The sequence below is a fragment of the Pseudoalteromonas sp. APC 3893 genome, from assembly GCF_030408095.1.
Classification (GTDB): Bacteria; Pseudomonadota; Gammaproteobacteria; order Enterobacterales; family Alteromonadaceae; genus Pseudoalteromonas.
On record NZ_JASDCD010000039.1, the window covers coordinates 1 to 15025 of the forward strand.

Below are 15025 nucleotides of genomic sequence, written 5' to 3' on the forward strand. Positions count from 1 at the left end.
TGATAGCTGATAGCTGATAGCTGATAGCTGATAGCTGATAGCTGATAGCTGATAGCTGATAGCTGATAGCTGATAGCTGATAGCTGATAGCTGATAGCTGATAGCTGATAGCTGATAGCTGATAGCTAAAACAAGAAAAGGGCCATGAGGCCCTTAGTGTTGCAGCAAGTAACACATTCTTCTTATAAGCTAAAGTCTACCGCGTAAGCGACGTATGCTTTGATATCACTGTCATCCATATCTGTATCTGAAAGGCCAAAGGTGAAACCATCTTTAGAGATTGAAATGCCATAATCAATAATGTCATCGTCACCAATAAAATCACCAGAATAGTGGCCTAGGTGTAACGCCATTTCAGTACCGTTACTACCAACTGCAAAACCATAGTCTGCTGTTAGGTATAAAGAGTCACCAAAGTCTGTACCATCACCGCTCGCAGCTGAACTTGCTAGTACTGAAGCTCCAAAGCTAAAGCCACCCATACTAATGCTACCGTAAATCTCAGAGAAGTCAGCGTCAGCGCCTGATGCAGCATCAGGATAAGCATAATAAATGAAGCCTACATCGTAGCTCATATTTTCATTTATATCACCGCCAAAACCTGCGTATAAATCAAGCTCATAGGTCATTTCATCAGCCCATGATGCATTTGAAGCCCAAGTACCAGCATAGAAGCCTGACTCGTTTGCGTAATCTATGCCACCAGACACAGCTGCATCACCACCAGTTTGTTCTTGTCCACGCCATAAGTAATTAGATGTTGCAGCTGCATTAGCTGTTACTTCAGCAAGTGCGGCAGTAGATGTAAGGCCCATTAATACAAGTGCACTTAATGCAACTGATTTTTTTAGATTTAGCATGTTTCGTATCCTGTTGTTATGTTGATTTTGGTTCACAATGATTAATGAGATTGCAGTCTCTGAGATTGTGAGGCCCATGTATTGTTGTCTAACAAAAGTAACTGCACTGCTTATGCCAAGTTCAATATAAAATTTAATATTTATGCATTAATTTTTAAAAAACAGATAGATAAGTTTATCAAGAGGGGAGGTGTGAAACTATTTGGATTAATAATGTGCACTTTAATAGTGCGTAAATATAGAAGGCTGCACAAGGATCATGCAGCCCTACATTAGTTAATTACTTGATACTTTAGCCGAATATAGTGCGCATAAGGCTAATAGTTTCATTAACGCCACGACCTTTTTGCACTTCGCTGATGATAGAGTCTCGCTTGGCCCTAATATGCTCAGGTATTTCATCGCTAGAAAGGGCGCGGTCAACTAAAATCTCAGCAGACTCTTTACCACGGCGTACTGATTTAGTCGAAGTTGAAGCGCTGCGTTTAGGTTTATTTAGTAGCTTAATGTAATTTGAACTATCAGCGGTAGATTTGTCAGCATAATAAAAGAAGCATGGCAGTAAAGCTTTAATAGAAACAAGCTGCTGCTCTAGCTCATTGCTGCCCGTAGCCATCTTAAACCATGACATAGCATGTATCGTTTGTACTATATCTTGCCAATAGCGTTCAAAATCACGGTTATTCAGTTTTGTAATACCAAGGGCTGAGCAAAGCGCATCAAGTCGAGTATTATTAATTGGTGTGAAAATATCAGGACGTCGCATGGCTAATAGGCGAGTAGCGGGGGCTAATGTTGGTTTTTCATCACTGTCATTAAAAGCAAGTAAATATCCAACAACAAATTGTTGATAGTCAGCTTCACTTACTTCGCCTTCAAGCGGTATATTTACCAGTGCGTCATCAAATAGTCTCGGTAAATCAGCCATCATCTGATGAAAGCCTTTCGCGCTTTTAGTAGATGAAAACCACTCAACATCGAAATTATAAGTGCTTGGATCTAATGCTGCGGTGTGTTTACCACAAAAGGTAAGTAAATCCTCAGGGACCATTTCTCTTAACGGTTGTTCACGTAGGTTTGCAATATAATTTGTTAGTCGTAACTGCTCCTCTAAAGCGATGAGCTCCTTATGCTGCTCTACAAACATACTAACAACAGGCCAAGGTGCAACACGTAATGTTTTCAATTGTAAAAAGCTAATTGCAGATATTAGTAGGTCATGTAGCTTCTTTAAAATCGGTAATTGATTCGCTTCGAGTAAATCGTAGTTGATACGATCTTTACTAGCGCTAAGTAATTCGTAGCACCAACCTAAAAAGTCTTCAGGGTGATTTTCTATTTTTACCGCCATCAGGTTTAGACTGATTTCAGAAGCCTGTTTTAAAATATTTTGATAAATTTGACTTTCTTGTTCGCCTAACGCCATTTTTGAAGGTGAAATTAGCAATTTTTTCATGCCTGAGGATACTCCGCTTAGATACTTTTTCAGTTGTCTATTTTAGCGCAAATTAGCTAAAAGCGACAGGGCCGTGCATCATACCGAAGTATGCTGGGGATGCAATCAAGATAACGGTGAAAGTATCAAGATTGCGTTATTTTATTCAGTCAGTTTCATCAAGTGAAAAGAGACTTTCAACAGAGGTATTAAAAAATAGTGCTATCTTTAAAGCGATAATCACCGATGGTGTAAAGCGCGATGTTTCAACAGTGCTAACTGTTTTACGAGACACACTAATCGCGTCAGCGAGTTCTTGCTGCGAAAGCCCGGCTGCTTTTCGAAATTTTGCTATGTGATTTTGCACATTAACTCCTAATCACGATTTTGCCATAAAATTGAGACACCATACGCTAAACACATTACTGCTAGATAGAAGGTTGCCATCATACTGTGTGTTATATGTAAGGCGAAGTCATTCGACCCCAAATATACCGTACCCATAGTAATGAGGAGAGCTAATACCACATGCTTATACGCAATTGTGTCTATAGTGTTTAAGTATTCATCCTTGTAAGTAAGGTGGTATTTCATTTTTCGAGTGAAGCCTCCCCTAATTACAAACATAAAAAATGAGCCTAAAAAAGCACTGGCTCCTAATACTAATAAAGGTGTAGATGCTTTATTCAACATGGGGTAAACACTTATAATAAGTAAAGTCACGGCCATAAAAATTGAAAACCATGCATTCTGACCCATAAATTTTTCTTCAGCTTTAATATCCTGATTCATAATATTCGTCCTGTTATTTGACATGATACCTATAGGTATCAATACAACCTCAGGGTATCATTTGATCAAGATTTTTTTGTAACCCAAAGGTATCAAGATGTTTCAGGACTGATTCAGATACAAGTTTGTACACTTTGGGAACTTACTTTTTTCTACTCTTTGCAATGATTTTCAGCCTAACTCCCGCTATGATAAGAACATTAAATGAACATTTGAAAGGACCATCATGAAAACCATCTTTAAAGTTATAGGTGTAATATTGATATTGCTGATTGCATTAATAGTTGCTGCACCATTTTTAATTCCTACTGATGCAATTTTTAATAAAGTATCAGAACAAGTTGAGCAAACAACTGGGCGAAGTTTAATTATTCAGGGTGATAAGTCACTCTCAGTGTTTCCTTCATTAAAGCTTGAGCTTAATGATGTACATTTTGCGAATATGCAAACAGGTTCACGCCCTGATATGGCTAGCATGCAACAGTTAGCAATTCATATTCCATGGTTTTCATTATTTGGTGGTGAATTTAAACTTGAAAAGTTCGTCATTAATGAGCCAAATATTCTGTTAGAGACAGATAAAAGCGGTAAAGCAAACTGGCAGCTTTTTGATGCCGTAGCAAAGCAGCCTGAAGCTTCACCTCAAAATAGTGAGGCTGTAAAACTACCTGAGAGTTTTGATATAGAGCTAGGTGAAGTGGCGATTTATGGTGGTTCCTTCACGTACTTAGATGGTAGAACTGGTGTCCAACAACAAATAAGCGATCTTGATCTAGCAATATTATTACCTTCATTACGCAAGGAGCTTGAAATAAAAGGTGCTATTACATATATGCAAGAGCGTTTTGAGCTTGATGTAAAAGTAGATACACCAGCTAAAGTAATAGAAGGTAATACCTTTAATGTGACGAAGGTTTTATCGTCGCGTCTAGTAGATGTCGACTTTAAAGGTTCGATTGCTAAACAAGGGCAAGATATTCAAGGCCAACTATCACTTAGTGGCGATTCAGTTAAAAGTATTGCGAACTGGCAAGGCATAGAACTAAATGCAAAAGAGAATGCGTTCAATGCTTTTAATGTGAAAGGTAAAATGCACTTGCAGGGTGAAAAGTTCACTTTAACTGAGTTGCTAGCTACACTTGATGCATTACAGATCAAAGGTAGTAGTGATATCAACCTAGGTAAGCGTTTAGCTGTAAACGCAGATATCGACTTAGGTATGCTTGATCTAAATCCATACTTACCAGAAGCAGTGGCTAAAAACGAAGATGAGGTTGAGCCAGCTGCTGATGCACCTGCGCAACCTATAGTGTGGGATGATACAAAAATTGATATGAGTGGATTAAATTCACTTGATGCAAATATAGTTATCCGCTCAAGTGGGCTTAAAGCGAACGATATAACACTGGGAGCTAACCAGTTTACAGTGAACCTTAAAGATGCAGTAGCGAATCTAAGTCTTGATAAATTTGCTGCTTATGAAGGTAATGGTAAAGGTAAGGTAACGATAAATGCAAAACAAACCCCATATAAAATAACGACCGACTTTTCTTTAGATGCAATCGATGCACAACCTCTGCTAACTGATGCTGCAGGCTTTGATAAGCTAATGGGTAAGGGATCACTAAATTGGGATTTAACCACAAGTGGCTATAGCCAAAAAAGCTTCATCAATGCATTACAAGGAAAGCTAGCATTTGAGTTTGCAGATGGCGCAGTGAAAGGTGCAAATATTGCTGAGATGGTTCGTAAAGGTAAAGAGTTGATAAAAGGTAATCTAGGTGCTGTGTCAGAAGGACTTGATACTGGTTTTGATAATTCAGAGCAAACAGATTTCTCAGCCTTAACAGGTAGCTTTAATTTTAGAAATGGGATTGGTAAAAACAAGGACTTATCTATGTTAAGCCCATTAATTAGAATTAGTGGTGAAGGTGATGTTGATTTACCAATGACCACTGTTAATTATCGGTTAGTGACAGGAATTGTAGATTCACTTGAAGGGCAAGGCACAACAGATGATAGTACTGGTTTTAAAATCCCTATTAGAATCGAAGGCCCTTTTCATGATGTTGGTATCAGTCTAGATGTAAGTAAAGCGGCTGAAGACAAAGTGAAAGAAAAAGCAAAAGATAAAATTAAAGATAAATTAAAAGGCTTGTTTGGCTAATACAGCAATAATAAGCCGAATAAAAATCAATCAGGGTATAATTATGCCCTGATTGATTTATAAGCAGCTGTTAAACAGCAAATTATTATCTAGCGTTAAATTAACGAGCACTAGAATTATAAATTAATTAAAAAATAACCTACCACTACCCCCTCAATGCTGATACAATTGCCCGCCCTTAAGAGACAACTTAGTTGTTTTTTGGTGGGTATTTAATCTAAATGTCTTGATTTTAAACGATTTAAGGCAAGTTGTAATAACTACACCGGAGGTCATTAACATGATCCAAATGCAAACTCAGCTGGAAGTTGCTGATAACAGCGGCGCTCGCAAAGTGCAGTGTATTAAAGTCTTAGGCGGTTCGCACCGTCGTTATGCAGCGATTGGTGACATCATTAAAGTTTCTGTAAAAGAAGCGATTCCTCGCGGTAAAGTGAAGAAAGGTGATGTTAAAAACGCGGTAGTTGTGCGTACTAAGAAAGGCGTTCGTCGTCCTGACGGTTCTTTGATCCGTTTCGACAGCAATGCGGCTGTTATCTTAAATGATAACTTGCAGCCAATTGGTACACGTATTTTCGGCCCTGTGACTCGTGAGCTTCGTAATGACAAGTTCATGAAAATCGTTTCACTAGCCCCAGAAGTACTGTAAGGAGTCAATCATGGCAGCAAAAATCCGTCGTGATGACGAAGTAATCGTTCTAGCAGGTAAAGACAAAGGTAAGCGCGGCAAAGTGCTTTCAGTTGTTACCGAGTCTGGTCGAGTATTTGTCGAAGGCATAAACTTAATCAAGAAACACCAAAAGCCGGTTCCACAATTGAACCAAGCTGGCGGCATTGTTGAAAAAGAAGCGTCTATCGACGTATCAAACGTTGCGATCTTCAACTCGGAAACGAGTAAAGCAGATCGTGTAGGTTTCAAGATTGAAGATGGTAAGAAATTACGTATCTTTAAATCTACTGGTAAAACTATCTAATAGTTGGAGTAGAATGATGGCGAAACTGCATGAAGTATATAAAGACAAAGTAGTTGCTGAGCTTCAAGAGAAGTTTGGTTTCAGCTCTGTCATGCAAGTCCCTCAGATCGAAAAGATCACATTAAATATGGGCGTGGGCGAAGCCCTAGCTGACAAGAAAATTTTAGATAACGCTGTTGCGGATCTAGAAGCTATCTCTGGTCAGAAACCTTTAATCACTAAAGCACGCAAATCTGTTGCTGGCTTTAAAGTGCGTGAAGGCTACCCAATTGGCTGTAAAGTAACCTTACGCGGCGAGCGTATGTGGGACTTTTTTGAGCGTTTGGTTTCAATCGCTATCCCACGTATCCGTGACTTCCGTGGTGTAAGTGCTAAGTCTTTCGATGGACGTGGTAACTACAGCATGGGCGTACGTGAACAAATCATCTTCCCAGAAATTGATTATGATAAAGTAGACCGTGTACGCGGTATGGATATCACAATCACTACATCTGCGAAAACAGATGAGGAAGGCCGTGCGTTGTTAGAAGCGTTTAACTTCCCATTCAAGAAATAAGGGTAGGGTTATGGCAAAGAATTCTATGAAAGCGCGCGAAGCAAAGCGCACAAAATTAGTTGCTCAGTACGCTGAAAAGCGCGCAGCACTAAAAGCTATCATCAGCGATGTGAAAACATCTGACGATGATCGTTGGGACGCGGTACTTAAGCTACAAGCTTTACCACGTGATTCTAGCCCTGCACGTCAACGTAATCGTTGTAACATTACGGGCCGCCCACATGGTTACCTTCGCAAATTCGGCATGAGCCGTATTAAAGTTCGCGAAGCAGCTATGCGCGGTGAAATTCCTGGCCTTAAAAAGGCTAGCTGGTAATAGAATCACGGGAGTAAGACTATGAGCTTGCAAGATCCTATCGCGGATTTGTTCACACGTATCCGTAACGGTCAATCAGCGAAGAAAGTATCAGTAACGATGCCAACTTCAAAGCTGAAAGTAGCGGTAGCTAAAGTATTAAAAGACGAAGGTTACATCACTGATTTCGCAGTAAACGGCGATGTTAAACCTGAGCTTTCTATCGAGTTGAAATACTTCGAAGGCAAAGCTGTTATTGAAAACATCCAGCGTGTTAGCCGCCCTGGTCTACGTATCTATAAGAGACGTGACGAATTACCTAAGGTAATGGGTGGTCTAGGTATCGCTATCGTATCAACTTCTAAAGGCCTAATGACAGACCGCGCCGCACGTAGTGCTGGTGTTGGTGGTGAAATCATTGGTTTTGTAGCTTAATCGGAGGGGAACTATGTCTCGCATAGCAAAGGCACCAATAAACGTTCCTGCCGGTGTAGAAGTTACATTAAAAGGCCAGGAAATCACAGTTAAAGGCAAAAACGGTGAATTAACACGTACTATCAACTCAGCTGTTGAAGTACAAGTTAATGATAACGTTATTACAACTTTACCTCGTGAAGGCGTAGCCAATGCATGGGCACAAGCAGGTACTGCTCGCGCTCTTATCAATAACATGGTTGTTGGTACGCATACAGGTTACGAGAAGAAACTTCAGTTAGTAGGCGTTGGTTATCGTGCAGCTGCTAAGGGTAAAACATTAGATTTAACTCTTGGTTTCTCGCACCCAGTTAATTTCGCGGTTCCTGAAGGAATTACGATTGAAACTCCAAGCCAAACAGAAGTTCTAGTTAAGGGCGTAGATAAGCAGTTAGTTGGTCAAACAGCTGCTAACATTCGTGCATACCGTAAACCAGAGCCTTATAAAGGTAAAGGTGTTCGTTACGCAGATGAGAATGTACGCCGTAAAGAGGCTAAGAAGAAGTAAGGTAAGACGATGGATAAAAAAACAGCTCGTCTACGTCGTGCTAAACGCACTCGTAGAAATTATATTGAACAAGGCACAACGCGTCTTGTTATCCACCGCACGCCACGTCACATTTACGCTCAAGTAGTTAATGCTGAGGGTAGTGTACTGGCTGCTGCTTCTACTGTTGAGAAAGCTATTAGCGAAACAGTTAAAGGCACAGGCAACATTGCAGCTGCACAAGCAGTTGGCAAATTTGTTGCAGAACGTGCGGCTGACAAAGGCATCGAAAAGATTGCTTTTGATCGCAGTGGCTTTAAATATCACGGCCGTGTGAAGGCGCTAGCAGATGCTGCGCGTGAAGCCGGTTTGCAATTCTAGGAGTAGACAATGGCTAACGTAGAAGCAAAGCAACAACAGCCTGATTTAGCTGAAAAGCTAATCGCGGTAAACCGTGTGTCTAAAGTAGTTAAAGGTGGTCGTATCTTTAGCTTCACTGCACTAACAGTAGTTGGTGACGGCGCAGGTAAAGTAGGTTTCGGTTATGGTAAAGCTCGTGAAGTTCCAGCTGCTATTCAAAAAGCAATGGAAAAAGCACGTCGTAACATGATCAATGTAGACCTAAATGGCAACACATTACAGCACCCTGTTAAAGGGCGTCATGCTGGCTCACAAGTGTTCATGAAACCGGCATCTGAAGGTACTGGTATCATTGCAGGTGGCGCTATGCGTGCAGTACTTGAAGTGACTGGTGTGCAGAACGTACTTTCTAAATGTTACGGTTCTACTAACCCGATCAACGTTGTACGTGCAACGATCTCAGCTCTTGAGAATATGAATTCTCCTCAGTCGATCGCTGCTAAACGTGGTCTTCGAGTAGATGAGATTCTGGGGTAAACCATGGCTAATAAAACTGTAAAAGTAACACAAGTAAAGAGCTCTATCGGTCGTTTACCGAAGCATAAAGCTACATTACGCGGTCTTGGTTTACGTCGTATCAATCACACTGTTGAGTTAGAAGACACAGCATGTGTACGTGGTATGATCAACCGAGTTTCATACATGGTTAAGGTTGAGGGGTAATTCGAATGCATTTGAATACACTTTCTCCTGCTGCAGGATCAAAATCTGCTGGTAAACGTGTTGGTCGTGGTATCGGTTCTGGTCTTGGTAAGACTGGTGGCCGTGGTCACAAAGGTCAAAAATCACGTTCTGGCGGTAAAGTACGCGTTGGTTTTGAAGGCGGTCAAATGCCTATGCAACGTCGTCTACCTAAGTTCGGTTTCACTTCTCGCAAATCTTTAGTATCTGCAGAAATTAACCTATACGAAATCGCTAAAGTTGAAGGCGATGTGGTAGACCTAGGTACGTTACAAGCAGCTGGTCTAGTTAAAAAGAACGTTCAGTTCGTTAAAGTTGTTAAATCTGGCGAAGTTTCACGCGCAGTTACCGTTAAAGGCCTTAAGGCTTCTAAAGGTGCTCGCGAGGCTATCGAAGCTGCCGGAGGCAAGGTAGAAGACTAAGGAAGTACTAATGGCTAAACCAGGTCAAGATATGCAAAGTGCACAAGGTGGACTTTCGGAATTGAAACGTCGATTACTATTCGTATTGGGCGCTATCATTATTTACCGTCTAGGTTCATTTGTGCCGATCCCTGGGATTGACGCCGCTGTACTTGCCGATTTCTTCGAGCAACAAAAGGGCACCATTGTTGAAATGTTTAACATGTTCAGCGGTGGTGCACTTGAGCGAGCTTCAGTGTTAGCACTGGGTATTATGCCTTACATTACAGCTTCGATTATTACGCAACTATTAACGCATATGTATCCGCCGTTTATAGAGCTTAAGAAAGAAGGTGAACAAGGGCGTAAGAAAATTAGCCAGTACACACGCTATGGCACGCTTTTGCTTGCTACTATCCAATCAATCGGTATTGCTACAAGCTTACCGGGCATGATGGACGGGTTAGTTGTTAACCCAGGTTTAGGTTTCTATTTCACCGCTGTGGTGAGTTTAGTAACTGGTACTATGTTCCTTATGTGGTTGGGCGAGCAAATTACTGAGCGCGGTATCGGTAACGGTATCTCTGTTCTAATATTTGTTGGTATAGTAGCAAACTTGCCGTCTGCTATTGGTTCGACAGCCGAAATGGCGCGCCAAGGTGATCTGAATATTCTAGTACTGTTGATGGTTGCTGTAATTGTATTCGCTGTAACTTATCTTGTAGTATTCTTTGAACGTGGTCAACGACGTATCGTTGTTAACTACGCAAAGCGTCAGCAAGGTCGTCAAGTATTTGCTGCTCAAAGCACGCATTTACCACTAAAAGTTAATATGGCGGGTGTTATTCCACCAATCTTTGCTAGCAGTATTATTCTGTTCCCTGGTACTATTGCCAGCTGGTTCGGCCAGGGTGAAGGTCCGGTCGCTGATGTGCTACAAGCCATTGCTACAACGTTGACTCCAGGTCAACCATTGTATGCATTAGTTTTAGCTGCGGCTATAATCTTCTTCTGCTTTTTCTATACAGCGTTGGTGTTTAACCCGCGTGAAACAGCAGATAACCTGAAAAAATCTGGCGCATTTATCCCAGGTATTCGTCCAGGTGAGCAGACATCGAAATACATTGATAAAGTGATGACACGCCTGACATTGGCAGGTGCTTTGTATATAACCTTTATCTGTCTGGTGCCCGAATTCATGACCATGGCATGGCAAACGCCATTCTACTTCGGCGGTACATCAATTTTGATTATCGTTGTTGTGATCATGGACTTTATGGCACAAGTACAGACTCATATGATGTCACATCAATATGATTCTGTGCTGAAAAAAGCGAACCTTAAAGGCTACGGTCGATAAGGTCAGTTTACGGAGTTGAGCAATGAAAGTACGTGCTTCCGTTAAGAAAATATGCCGTAACTGTAAAGTTATTAAACGTGCCGGTGTTGTACGTGTAATTTGCAGTGAGCCAAAGCATAAGCAAAGGCAAGGCTAATTAAATAAGTCGTGCAGGCTGAGATTTCTTGGCCTGTGTTTTCAATTGTGATTTGGTCTTCGTTTGAGTATCCTTACGGGCTCTTCAAACAGATGATAACCAAATTCAAATATAGGAGATGTGTTAGTGGCCCGTATCGCTGGCATTAACGTCCCTGATCATAAACATGCAGTTATTGGTTTAACAGCTATTTATGGCATAGGTAAGACTCGCTCTAAGGCTATCTTAGTAGCGACTGGTATCGCCGAGACCACAAAAATCGGTGAACTTTCAGACGAAACACTTGACGTACTTCGTGAAGAAGTTGGCAAGTACACTGTAGAAGGTGATCTTCGTCGTGAAGTTACTTTGAATATCAAGCGCCTTATGGACCTTGGTTGTTTCCGTGGCCTACGTCACCGTCGCTCTTTACCACTACGTGGTCAAAGAACTAAGACTAACGCGCGTACCCGTAAGGGTCCTCGTAAGCCTATTAAGCGATAAGGGGATAGTATTATGGCTAAGACACCAATTCGTCGTAAAAAGGTTAAAAAGCAAGTTGCTGATGGTATGGCTCATGTTCATGCTTCTTTCAACAACACTATTGTTACAATTACCGACCGTCAAGGTAATGCACTATCATGGGCTACTGCCGGTGGTTCAGGTTTCCGTGGTTCACGTAAATCTACACCATTCGCTGCTCAGGTTGCTGCAGAGCGTGCAGGTACTGCTGCTCAAGAATACGGTTTAAAAAATCTAGAAGTTTTCATCAAAGGTCCAGGTCCAGGTCGTGAATCTGCTGTACGTGCTTTGAATGCTGCTGGTTACCGTATCACCAACATCACTGACGTGACGCCAATACCACATAATGGTTGTCGTCCACCGAAGAAACGTCGCGTTTAACAATAGGTTAGGAGAAATAACATGGCAAGATATTTGGGCCCTAAGCTCAAGCTGAGTCGTCGTGAAGGTACTGACCTGTTCCTTAAGAGCGGCGTAAGAGCTATCGACTCTAAGTGTAAACTTGAGACTGCACCTGGTCAGCACGGCGCTCGTAAAGGTCGCTTATCTGATTACGGTTTACAATTACGTGAAAAGCAAAAAGTTCGTCGTATGTACGGTGTACTTGAAAAGCAATTCAGTAACTACTACAAAGAAGCTGCTCGCCTTAAAGGCAACACAGGTGAAAACTTGTTACAGCTTTTAGAGCAACGTTTAGACAATGTTGTATACCGCATGGGTTTTGCAAGCACACGTGCTGAAGCACGTCAGTTAGTAAGCCACAAAGCGGTTTTAGTTAATGGTCGTGTTGTGAACATTCCTTCATTCGTAATTACTCCAGAAGATGTAGTAGTTATTCGTGAAAAGTCTAAGACACAAGCGCGTATCATCGCTGCTCTAGAACTAGCCGAGCAACGTGAAAAGCCGACTTGGGTTGAAGTTGACGGTAAGAAAATGGAAGGTAATTTCAAACGCCTACCTGAGCGTTCAGACCTGTCTGCGGACATTAATGAACAACTAATCGTCGAACTTTACTCTAAGTAAAGTTAAGAGTTAAGAGAGGATAAAATGCAGGGTTCTGTTACAGAATTTCTAAAACCAAGGTTAGTCGATATCGACGCTATCAACCCAACACGTTCTAAAGTTGTTTTAGAACCATTAGAGCGTGGCTTTGGCCACACGTTGGGAAATGCCTTACGCCGTATACTTCTTTCGTCTATGCCTGGATGTGCAGTAACCGAAGTTGAAATCGACGGTGTGTTGCATGAATACAGCGCGAAAGAAGGCGTACAAGAAGACATCATTGAAATTCTGTTAAATCTTAAAGGTCTAGCAGTAACTTTAGAAGGTAAAGATGAAGTTTTTCTGACCCTGACTAAGTCTGGTGTAGGCCCTGTGACTGCGGCAGATATTCAGCACGATGGCGATGTAACAATTGCTAACCCAGATCACGTTATTTGTCACTTAACGACAGATAGCAGCGATATCAGCATGCGTATTCGTGTTGAACGCGGTCGCGGTTATGTGCCGGCGTCTAGCCGTTTATCCTCTGATGACGATGAGCGTCCAATTGGTCGATTGTTGCTTGATGCATCATTTAGCCCAGTTGAACGTATTGCGTACTCGGTTGAATCAGCACGTGTTGAACAACGTACAGACTTAGACAAGTTAATCATTGATATGGAAACAAACGGCACTTTAGATCCTGAAGAAGCGATCCGCCGTGCGTCTACTATCTTAGCTGAACAATTAGATGCATTCGTAGATTTACGTGATGTAACTGAACCAGAAGAGAAAGAAGAGAAGCCTGAATTCGATCCTATTCTACTTCGTCCAGTTGATGATCTTGAACTAACAGTGCGTTCTGCAAACTGTTTGAAAGCCGAGCAAATTCAATATATCGGTGATTTAGTTCAGCGCACAGAAGTTGAGCTTCTTAAAACGCCTAACTTAGGTAAGAAGTCTCTAACTGAAATTAAAGACGTGCTAGCTTCACGTGGTCTTTCTCTGGGCATGCGCCTAGAAAATTGGCCGCCTGCAAGCCTAGCTGAATAATCTAAATCACTATATTAGTTTAGTTAGAAGGATAGGGTCATGCGCCATCGTAAGAGTGGTCGTCAATTAAACCGTAACAGCAGCCATCGTAAAGCGATGTTCAGCAATATGGCAGGTTCTTTGGTGAAACACGAAATCATCAAAACTACTTTGCCTAAAGCGAAAGAGTTACGCCGTGTAATTGAACCTTTAATCACACTGGCTAAGACTGACAGTGTAGCAAATCGCCGTTTAGCGTTTGCTCGCACGCGTGATAATGAAGTAGTTGGTAAATTGTTCAGCGAAATCGGTCCTCGTAATGCGGATCGTCCAGGTGGTTACACTCGTATTCTTAAGTGTGGCTTCCGTGCTGGTGATAATGCACCAATGGCTTATATTGAACTAGTAGGTCGCACATCTGCAACCGAAGAAGTTCAAGAAGACGCGCAGTCTGCTGAGTAAGTCTTAAAGACACCAAAAAGCCGAGCTTATGCTCGGCTTTTTAATGCCTATAATTCTATTCCTAATCTACTTCATCTATTCTCTATTTATCTTTAATGTATCTTCTTGGCATATAATTATTGATAAACCTATTTCTGAGCAAATATCTTCCTCTATAAAACAACCTACCATTTACTTAATATATAAGATCCCAGTGTTGATCTTACTTAATTAAGATCGTGTATTAAGGTTTATTAATTAAATTTCTAGTTTAAAGCACTATAAATAGACTTTATTACCCTAGATTAGCTCTGTTTTCATACGTTTTGTTCAAATACTCAGCGAACAGTACTTTATTTTGAGTTTTCTTCAAATAAAGGTTGATCTGTTTTCGGAACTCCCTATAATGCGACCCCACTGAGACGGCAGAGCAGGCAACGCTTAGCGAGGCAAGCAAGTCACTTAGTAAGTCGAGTAAAACTTGAGTTTAAATTTTTAATAAAGTTTAAAATTAAGTGTTGACAAAAAAATAGGAAAGCGTAACATGCGCAGACCTAGCGAGATAAAGCAACGCGCTTTAATCGCAACGTTCTTTAACAATATAAAGCAATCATCTGTGTGGGCACTCGTACAGATTGAGTTCTAACAGCAGATTCTAGTTCGCTAGATGACGCAAAAAATTAGAGTCTCAATTGAAACTGAGTGACCAACAGAATAGTTACTTTGGTAATTATTCAGCACAGTCAATTCAATATCGAAAGATATTAAATAAATTCAGAATTCATTGAGCATGTCCGCTCCCTTTATGGGAAGGACAGAAAAAACTTTTAATTGAAGAGTTTGATCATGGCTCAGATTGAACGCTGGCGGCAGGCCTAACACATGCAAGTCGAGCGGTAACAGAAAGTAGCTTGCTACTTTGCTGACGAGCGGCGGACGGGTGAGTAATGCTTGGGAACATGCCTTTAGGTGGGGGACAACAGTTGGAAACGACTGCTAATACCGCATAATGTCTACGGACCAAAGGGGGCT

The 15025-nt window shown here is 41.3% G+C and carries 22 protein-coding genes and 1 rRNA gene; 19 read left to right on the top strand and 4 right to left on the bottom strand.

Annotation, left to right across the window (positions count from 1 at the left end; all coding sequences use genetic code 11):
* Nucleotides 1–182: 182 nt before the first annotated feature.
* The 4 genes from QMA12_RS21225 to QMA12_RS21240 form a co-directional block, all read right to left on the bottom strand.
* Entirely contained in the window at nt 183–860 is a 678-nt protein-coding gene (locus tag QMA12_RS21225; RefSeq protein ID WP_290211412.1) for a TorF family putative porin, read from the bottom strand.
* Between the two features lie 292 nt (nt 861–1152).
* Nucleotides 1153–2316: a hypothetical protein gene (locus QMA12_RS21230; protein WP_290211413.1), complete on the bottom strand. Its 1164-nt coding sequence runs from the start codon at nt 2314–2316 to the stop codon at nt 1153–1155.
* A 145-nt stretch (nt 2317–2461) separates the two neighbouring features.
* A complete protein-coding gene (locus QMA12_RS21235) occupies nt 2462–2662 on the bottom strand; it encodes a helix-turn-helix transcriptional regulator (RefSeq protein WP_087532493.1) in 201 nt (66 codons plus the stop codon).
* Nucleotides 2663–2670: 8 nt separating this feature from the next.
* Entirely contained in the window at nt 2671–3087 is a 417-nt protein-coding gene (locus tag QMA12_RS21240) for a hypothetical protein (protein ID WP_290211414.1), read from the bottom strand.
* Nucleotides 3088–3313: 226 nt separating this feature from the next.
* On the opposite strand from QMA12_RS21240, the gene QMA12_RS21245 reads away from it, so the two are divergent.
* The 19 genes from QMA12_RS21245 to QMA12_RS21335 all read left to right on the top strand — a co-directional run.
* Nucleotides 3314–5254, top strand: a complete 1941-nt coding sequence (locus tag QMA12_RS21245) for an AsmA family protein (RefSeq protein WP_290211415.1) — start codon at nt 3314–3316, stop codon at nt 5252–5254.
* Nucleotides 5255–5534: 280 nt separating this feature from the next.
* Nucleotides 5535–5903 carry a 50S ribosomal protein L14 gene (gene rplN / locus QMA12_RS21250; RefSeq protein WP_011329449.1) on the top strand — a complete coding sequence of 123 codons (369 nt, stop codon included), beginning with the start codon at nt 5535–5537 and terminating at the stop codon, nt 5901–5903.
* Between the two features lie 10 nt (nt 5904–5913).
* A complete protein-coding gene (gene rplX, locus QMA12_RS21255) occupies nt 5914–6228 on the top strand; it encodes a 50S ribosomal protein L24 (protein WP_087532491.1) in 315 nt (104 codons plus the stop codon).
* 16 nt (nt 6229–6244) lie between these two features.
* Entirely contained in the window at nt 6245–6784 is a 540-nt protein-coding gene (gene rplE, locus QMA12_RS21260; RefSeq protein ID WP_036974030.1) for a 50S ribosomal protein L5, read from the top strand.
* Between the two features lie 10 nt (nt 6785–6794).
* A complete protein-coding gene (gene rpsN / locus QMA12_RS21265) occupies nt 6795–7100 on the top strand; it encodes a 30S ribosomal protein S14 (protein WP_016710196.1) in 306 nt (101 codons plus the stop codon).
* A 21-nt stretch (nt 7101–7121) separates the two neighbouring features.
* Complete coding sequence (gene rpsH, locus QMA12_RS21270; RefSeq protein ID WP_087532490.1) at nt 7122–7514, top strand: 30S ribosomal protein S8; 393 nt, start codon at nt 7122–7124, stop codon at nt 7512–7514.
* A gap of 13 nt (nt 7515–7527) precedes the next feature.
* Entirely contained in the window at nt 7528–8061 is a 534-nt protein-coding gene (rplF, locus tag QMA12_RS21275) for a 50S ribosomal protein L6 (protein WP_087532489.1), read from the top strand.
* A gap of 9 nt (nt 8062–8070) precedes the next feature.
* On the top strand, nt 8071–8421 hold the full coding sequence (rplR, locus tag QMA12_RS21280; protein WP_087532488.1) for a 50S ribosomal protein L18: 351 nt from the start codon (nt 8071–8073) through the stop codon (nt 8419–8421).
* 9 nt (nt 8422–8430) lie between these two features.
* On the top strand, nt 8431–8937 hold the full coding sequence (rpsE, locus tag QMA12_RS21285; RefSeq protein ID WP_008115387.1) for a 30S ribosomal protein S5: 507 nt from the start codon (nt 8431–8433) through the stop codon (nt 8935–8937).
* 3 nt (nt 8938–8940) lie between these two features.
* Nucleotides 8941–9123: a 50S ribosomal protein L30 gene (rpmD, locus tag QMA12_RS21290; protein ID WP_004589203.1), complete on the top strand. Its 183-nt coding sequence runs from the start codon at nt 8941–8943 to the stop codon at nt 9121–9123.
* A gap of 5 nt (nt 9124–9128) precedes the next feature.
* Nucleotides 9129–9563 (top strand): 50S ribosomal protein L15, encoded by a 435-nt coding sequence (rplO, locus tag QMA12_RS21295; protein ID WP_016710202.1) that lies wholly within the window; start codon nt 9129–9131, stop codon nt 9561–9563.
* Between the two features lie 10 nt (nt 9564–9573).
* Nucleotides 9574–10902, top strand: a complete 1329-nt coding sequence (gene secY, locus QMA12_RS21300) for a preprotein translocase subunit SecY (protein WP_087532487.1) — start codon at nt 9574–9576, stop codon at nt 10900–10902.
* A gap of 22 nt (nt 10903–10924) precedes the next feature.
* Complete coding sequence (gene rpmJ, locus QMA12_RS21305; protein ID WP_002959476.1) at nt 10925–11038, top strand: 50S ribosomal protein L36; 114 nt, start codon at nt 10925–10927, stop codon at nt 11036–11038.
* Between the two features lie 126 nt (nt 11039–11164).
* Nucleotides 11165–11521: a 30S ribosomal protein S13 gene (rpsM, locus tag QMA12_RS21310; protein ID WP_058562133.1), complete on the top strand. Its 357-nt coding sequence runs from the start codon at nt 11165–11167 to the stop codon at nt 11519–11521.
* Nucleotides 11522–11533: 12 nt separating this feature from the next.
* Nucleotides 11534–11920 carry a 30S ribosomal protein S11 gene (gene rpsK, locus QMA12_RS21315; RefSeq protein ID WP_002959471.1) on the top strand — a complete coding sequence of 129 codons (387 nt, stop codon included), beginning with the start codon at nt 11534–11536 and terminating at the stop codon, nt 11918–11920.
* A gap of 21 nt (nt 11921–11941) precedes the next feature.
* Entirely contained in the window at nt 11942–12562 is a 621-nt protein-coding gene (gene rpsD / locus QMA12_RS21320; protein WP_087532486.1) for a 30S ribosomal protein S4, read from the top strand.
* A gap of 24 nt (nt 12563–12586) precedes the next feature.
* Nucleotides 12587–13573, top strand: coding sequence for a DNA-directed RNA polymerase subunit alpha (gene rpoA / locus QMA12_RS21325; RefSeq protein WP_087532485.1), 987 nt, complete (start codon nt 12587–12589; stop codon nt 13571–13573).
* 39 nt (nt 13574–13612) lie between these two features.
* A complete protein-coding gene (gene rplQ / locus QMA12_RS21330) occupies nt 13613–14014 on the top strand; it encodes a 50S ribosomal protein L17 (RefSeq protein WP_058562136.1) in 402 nt (133 codons plus the stop codon).
* 807 nt (nt 14015–14821) lie between these two features.
* A 16S ribosomal RNA gene (locus QMA12_RS21335) occupies nt 14822–15025 on the top strand; the annotation flags it as partial.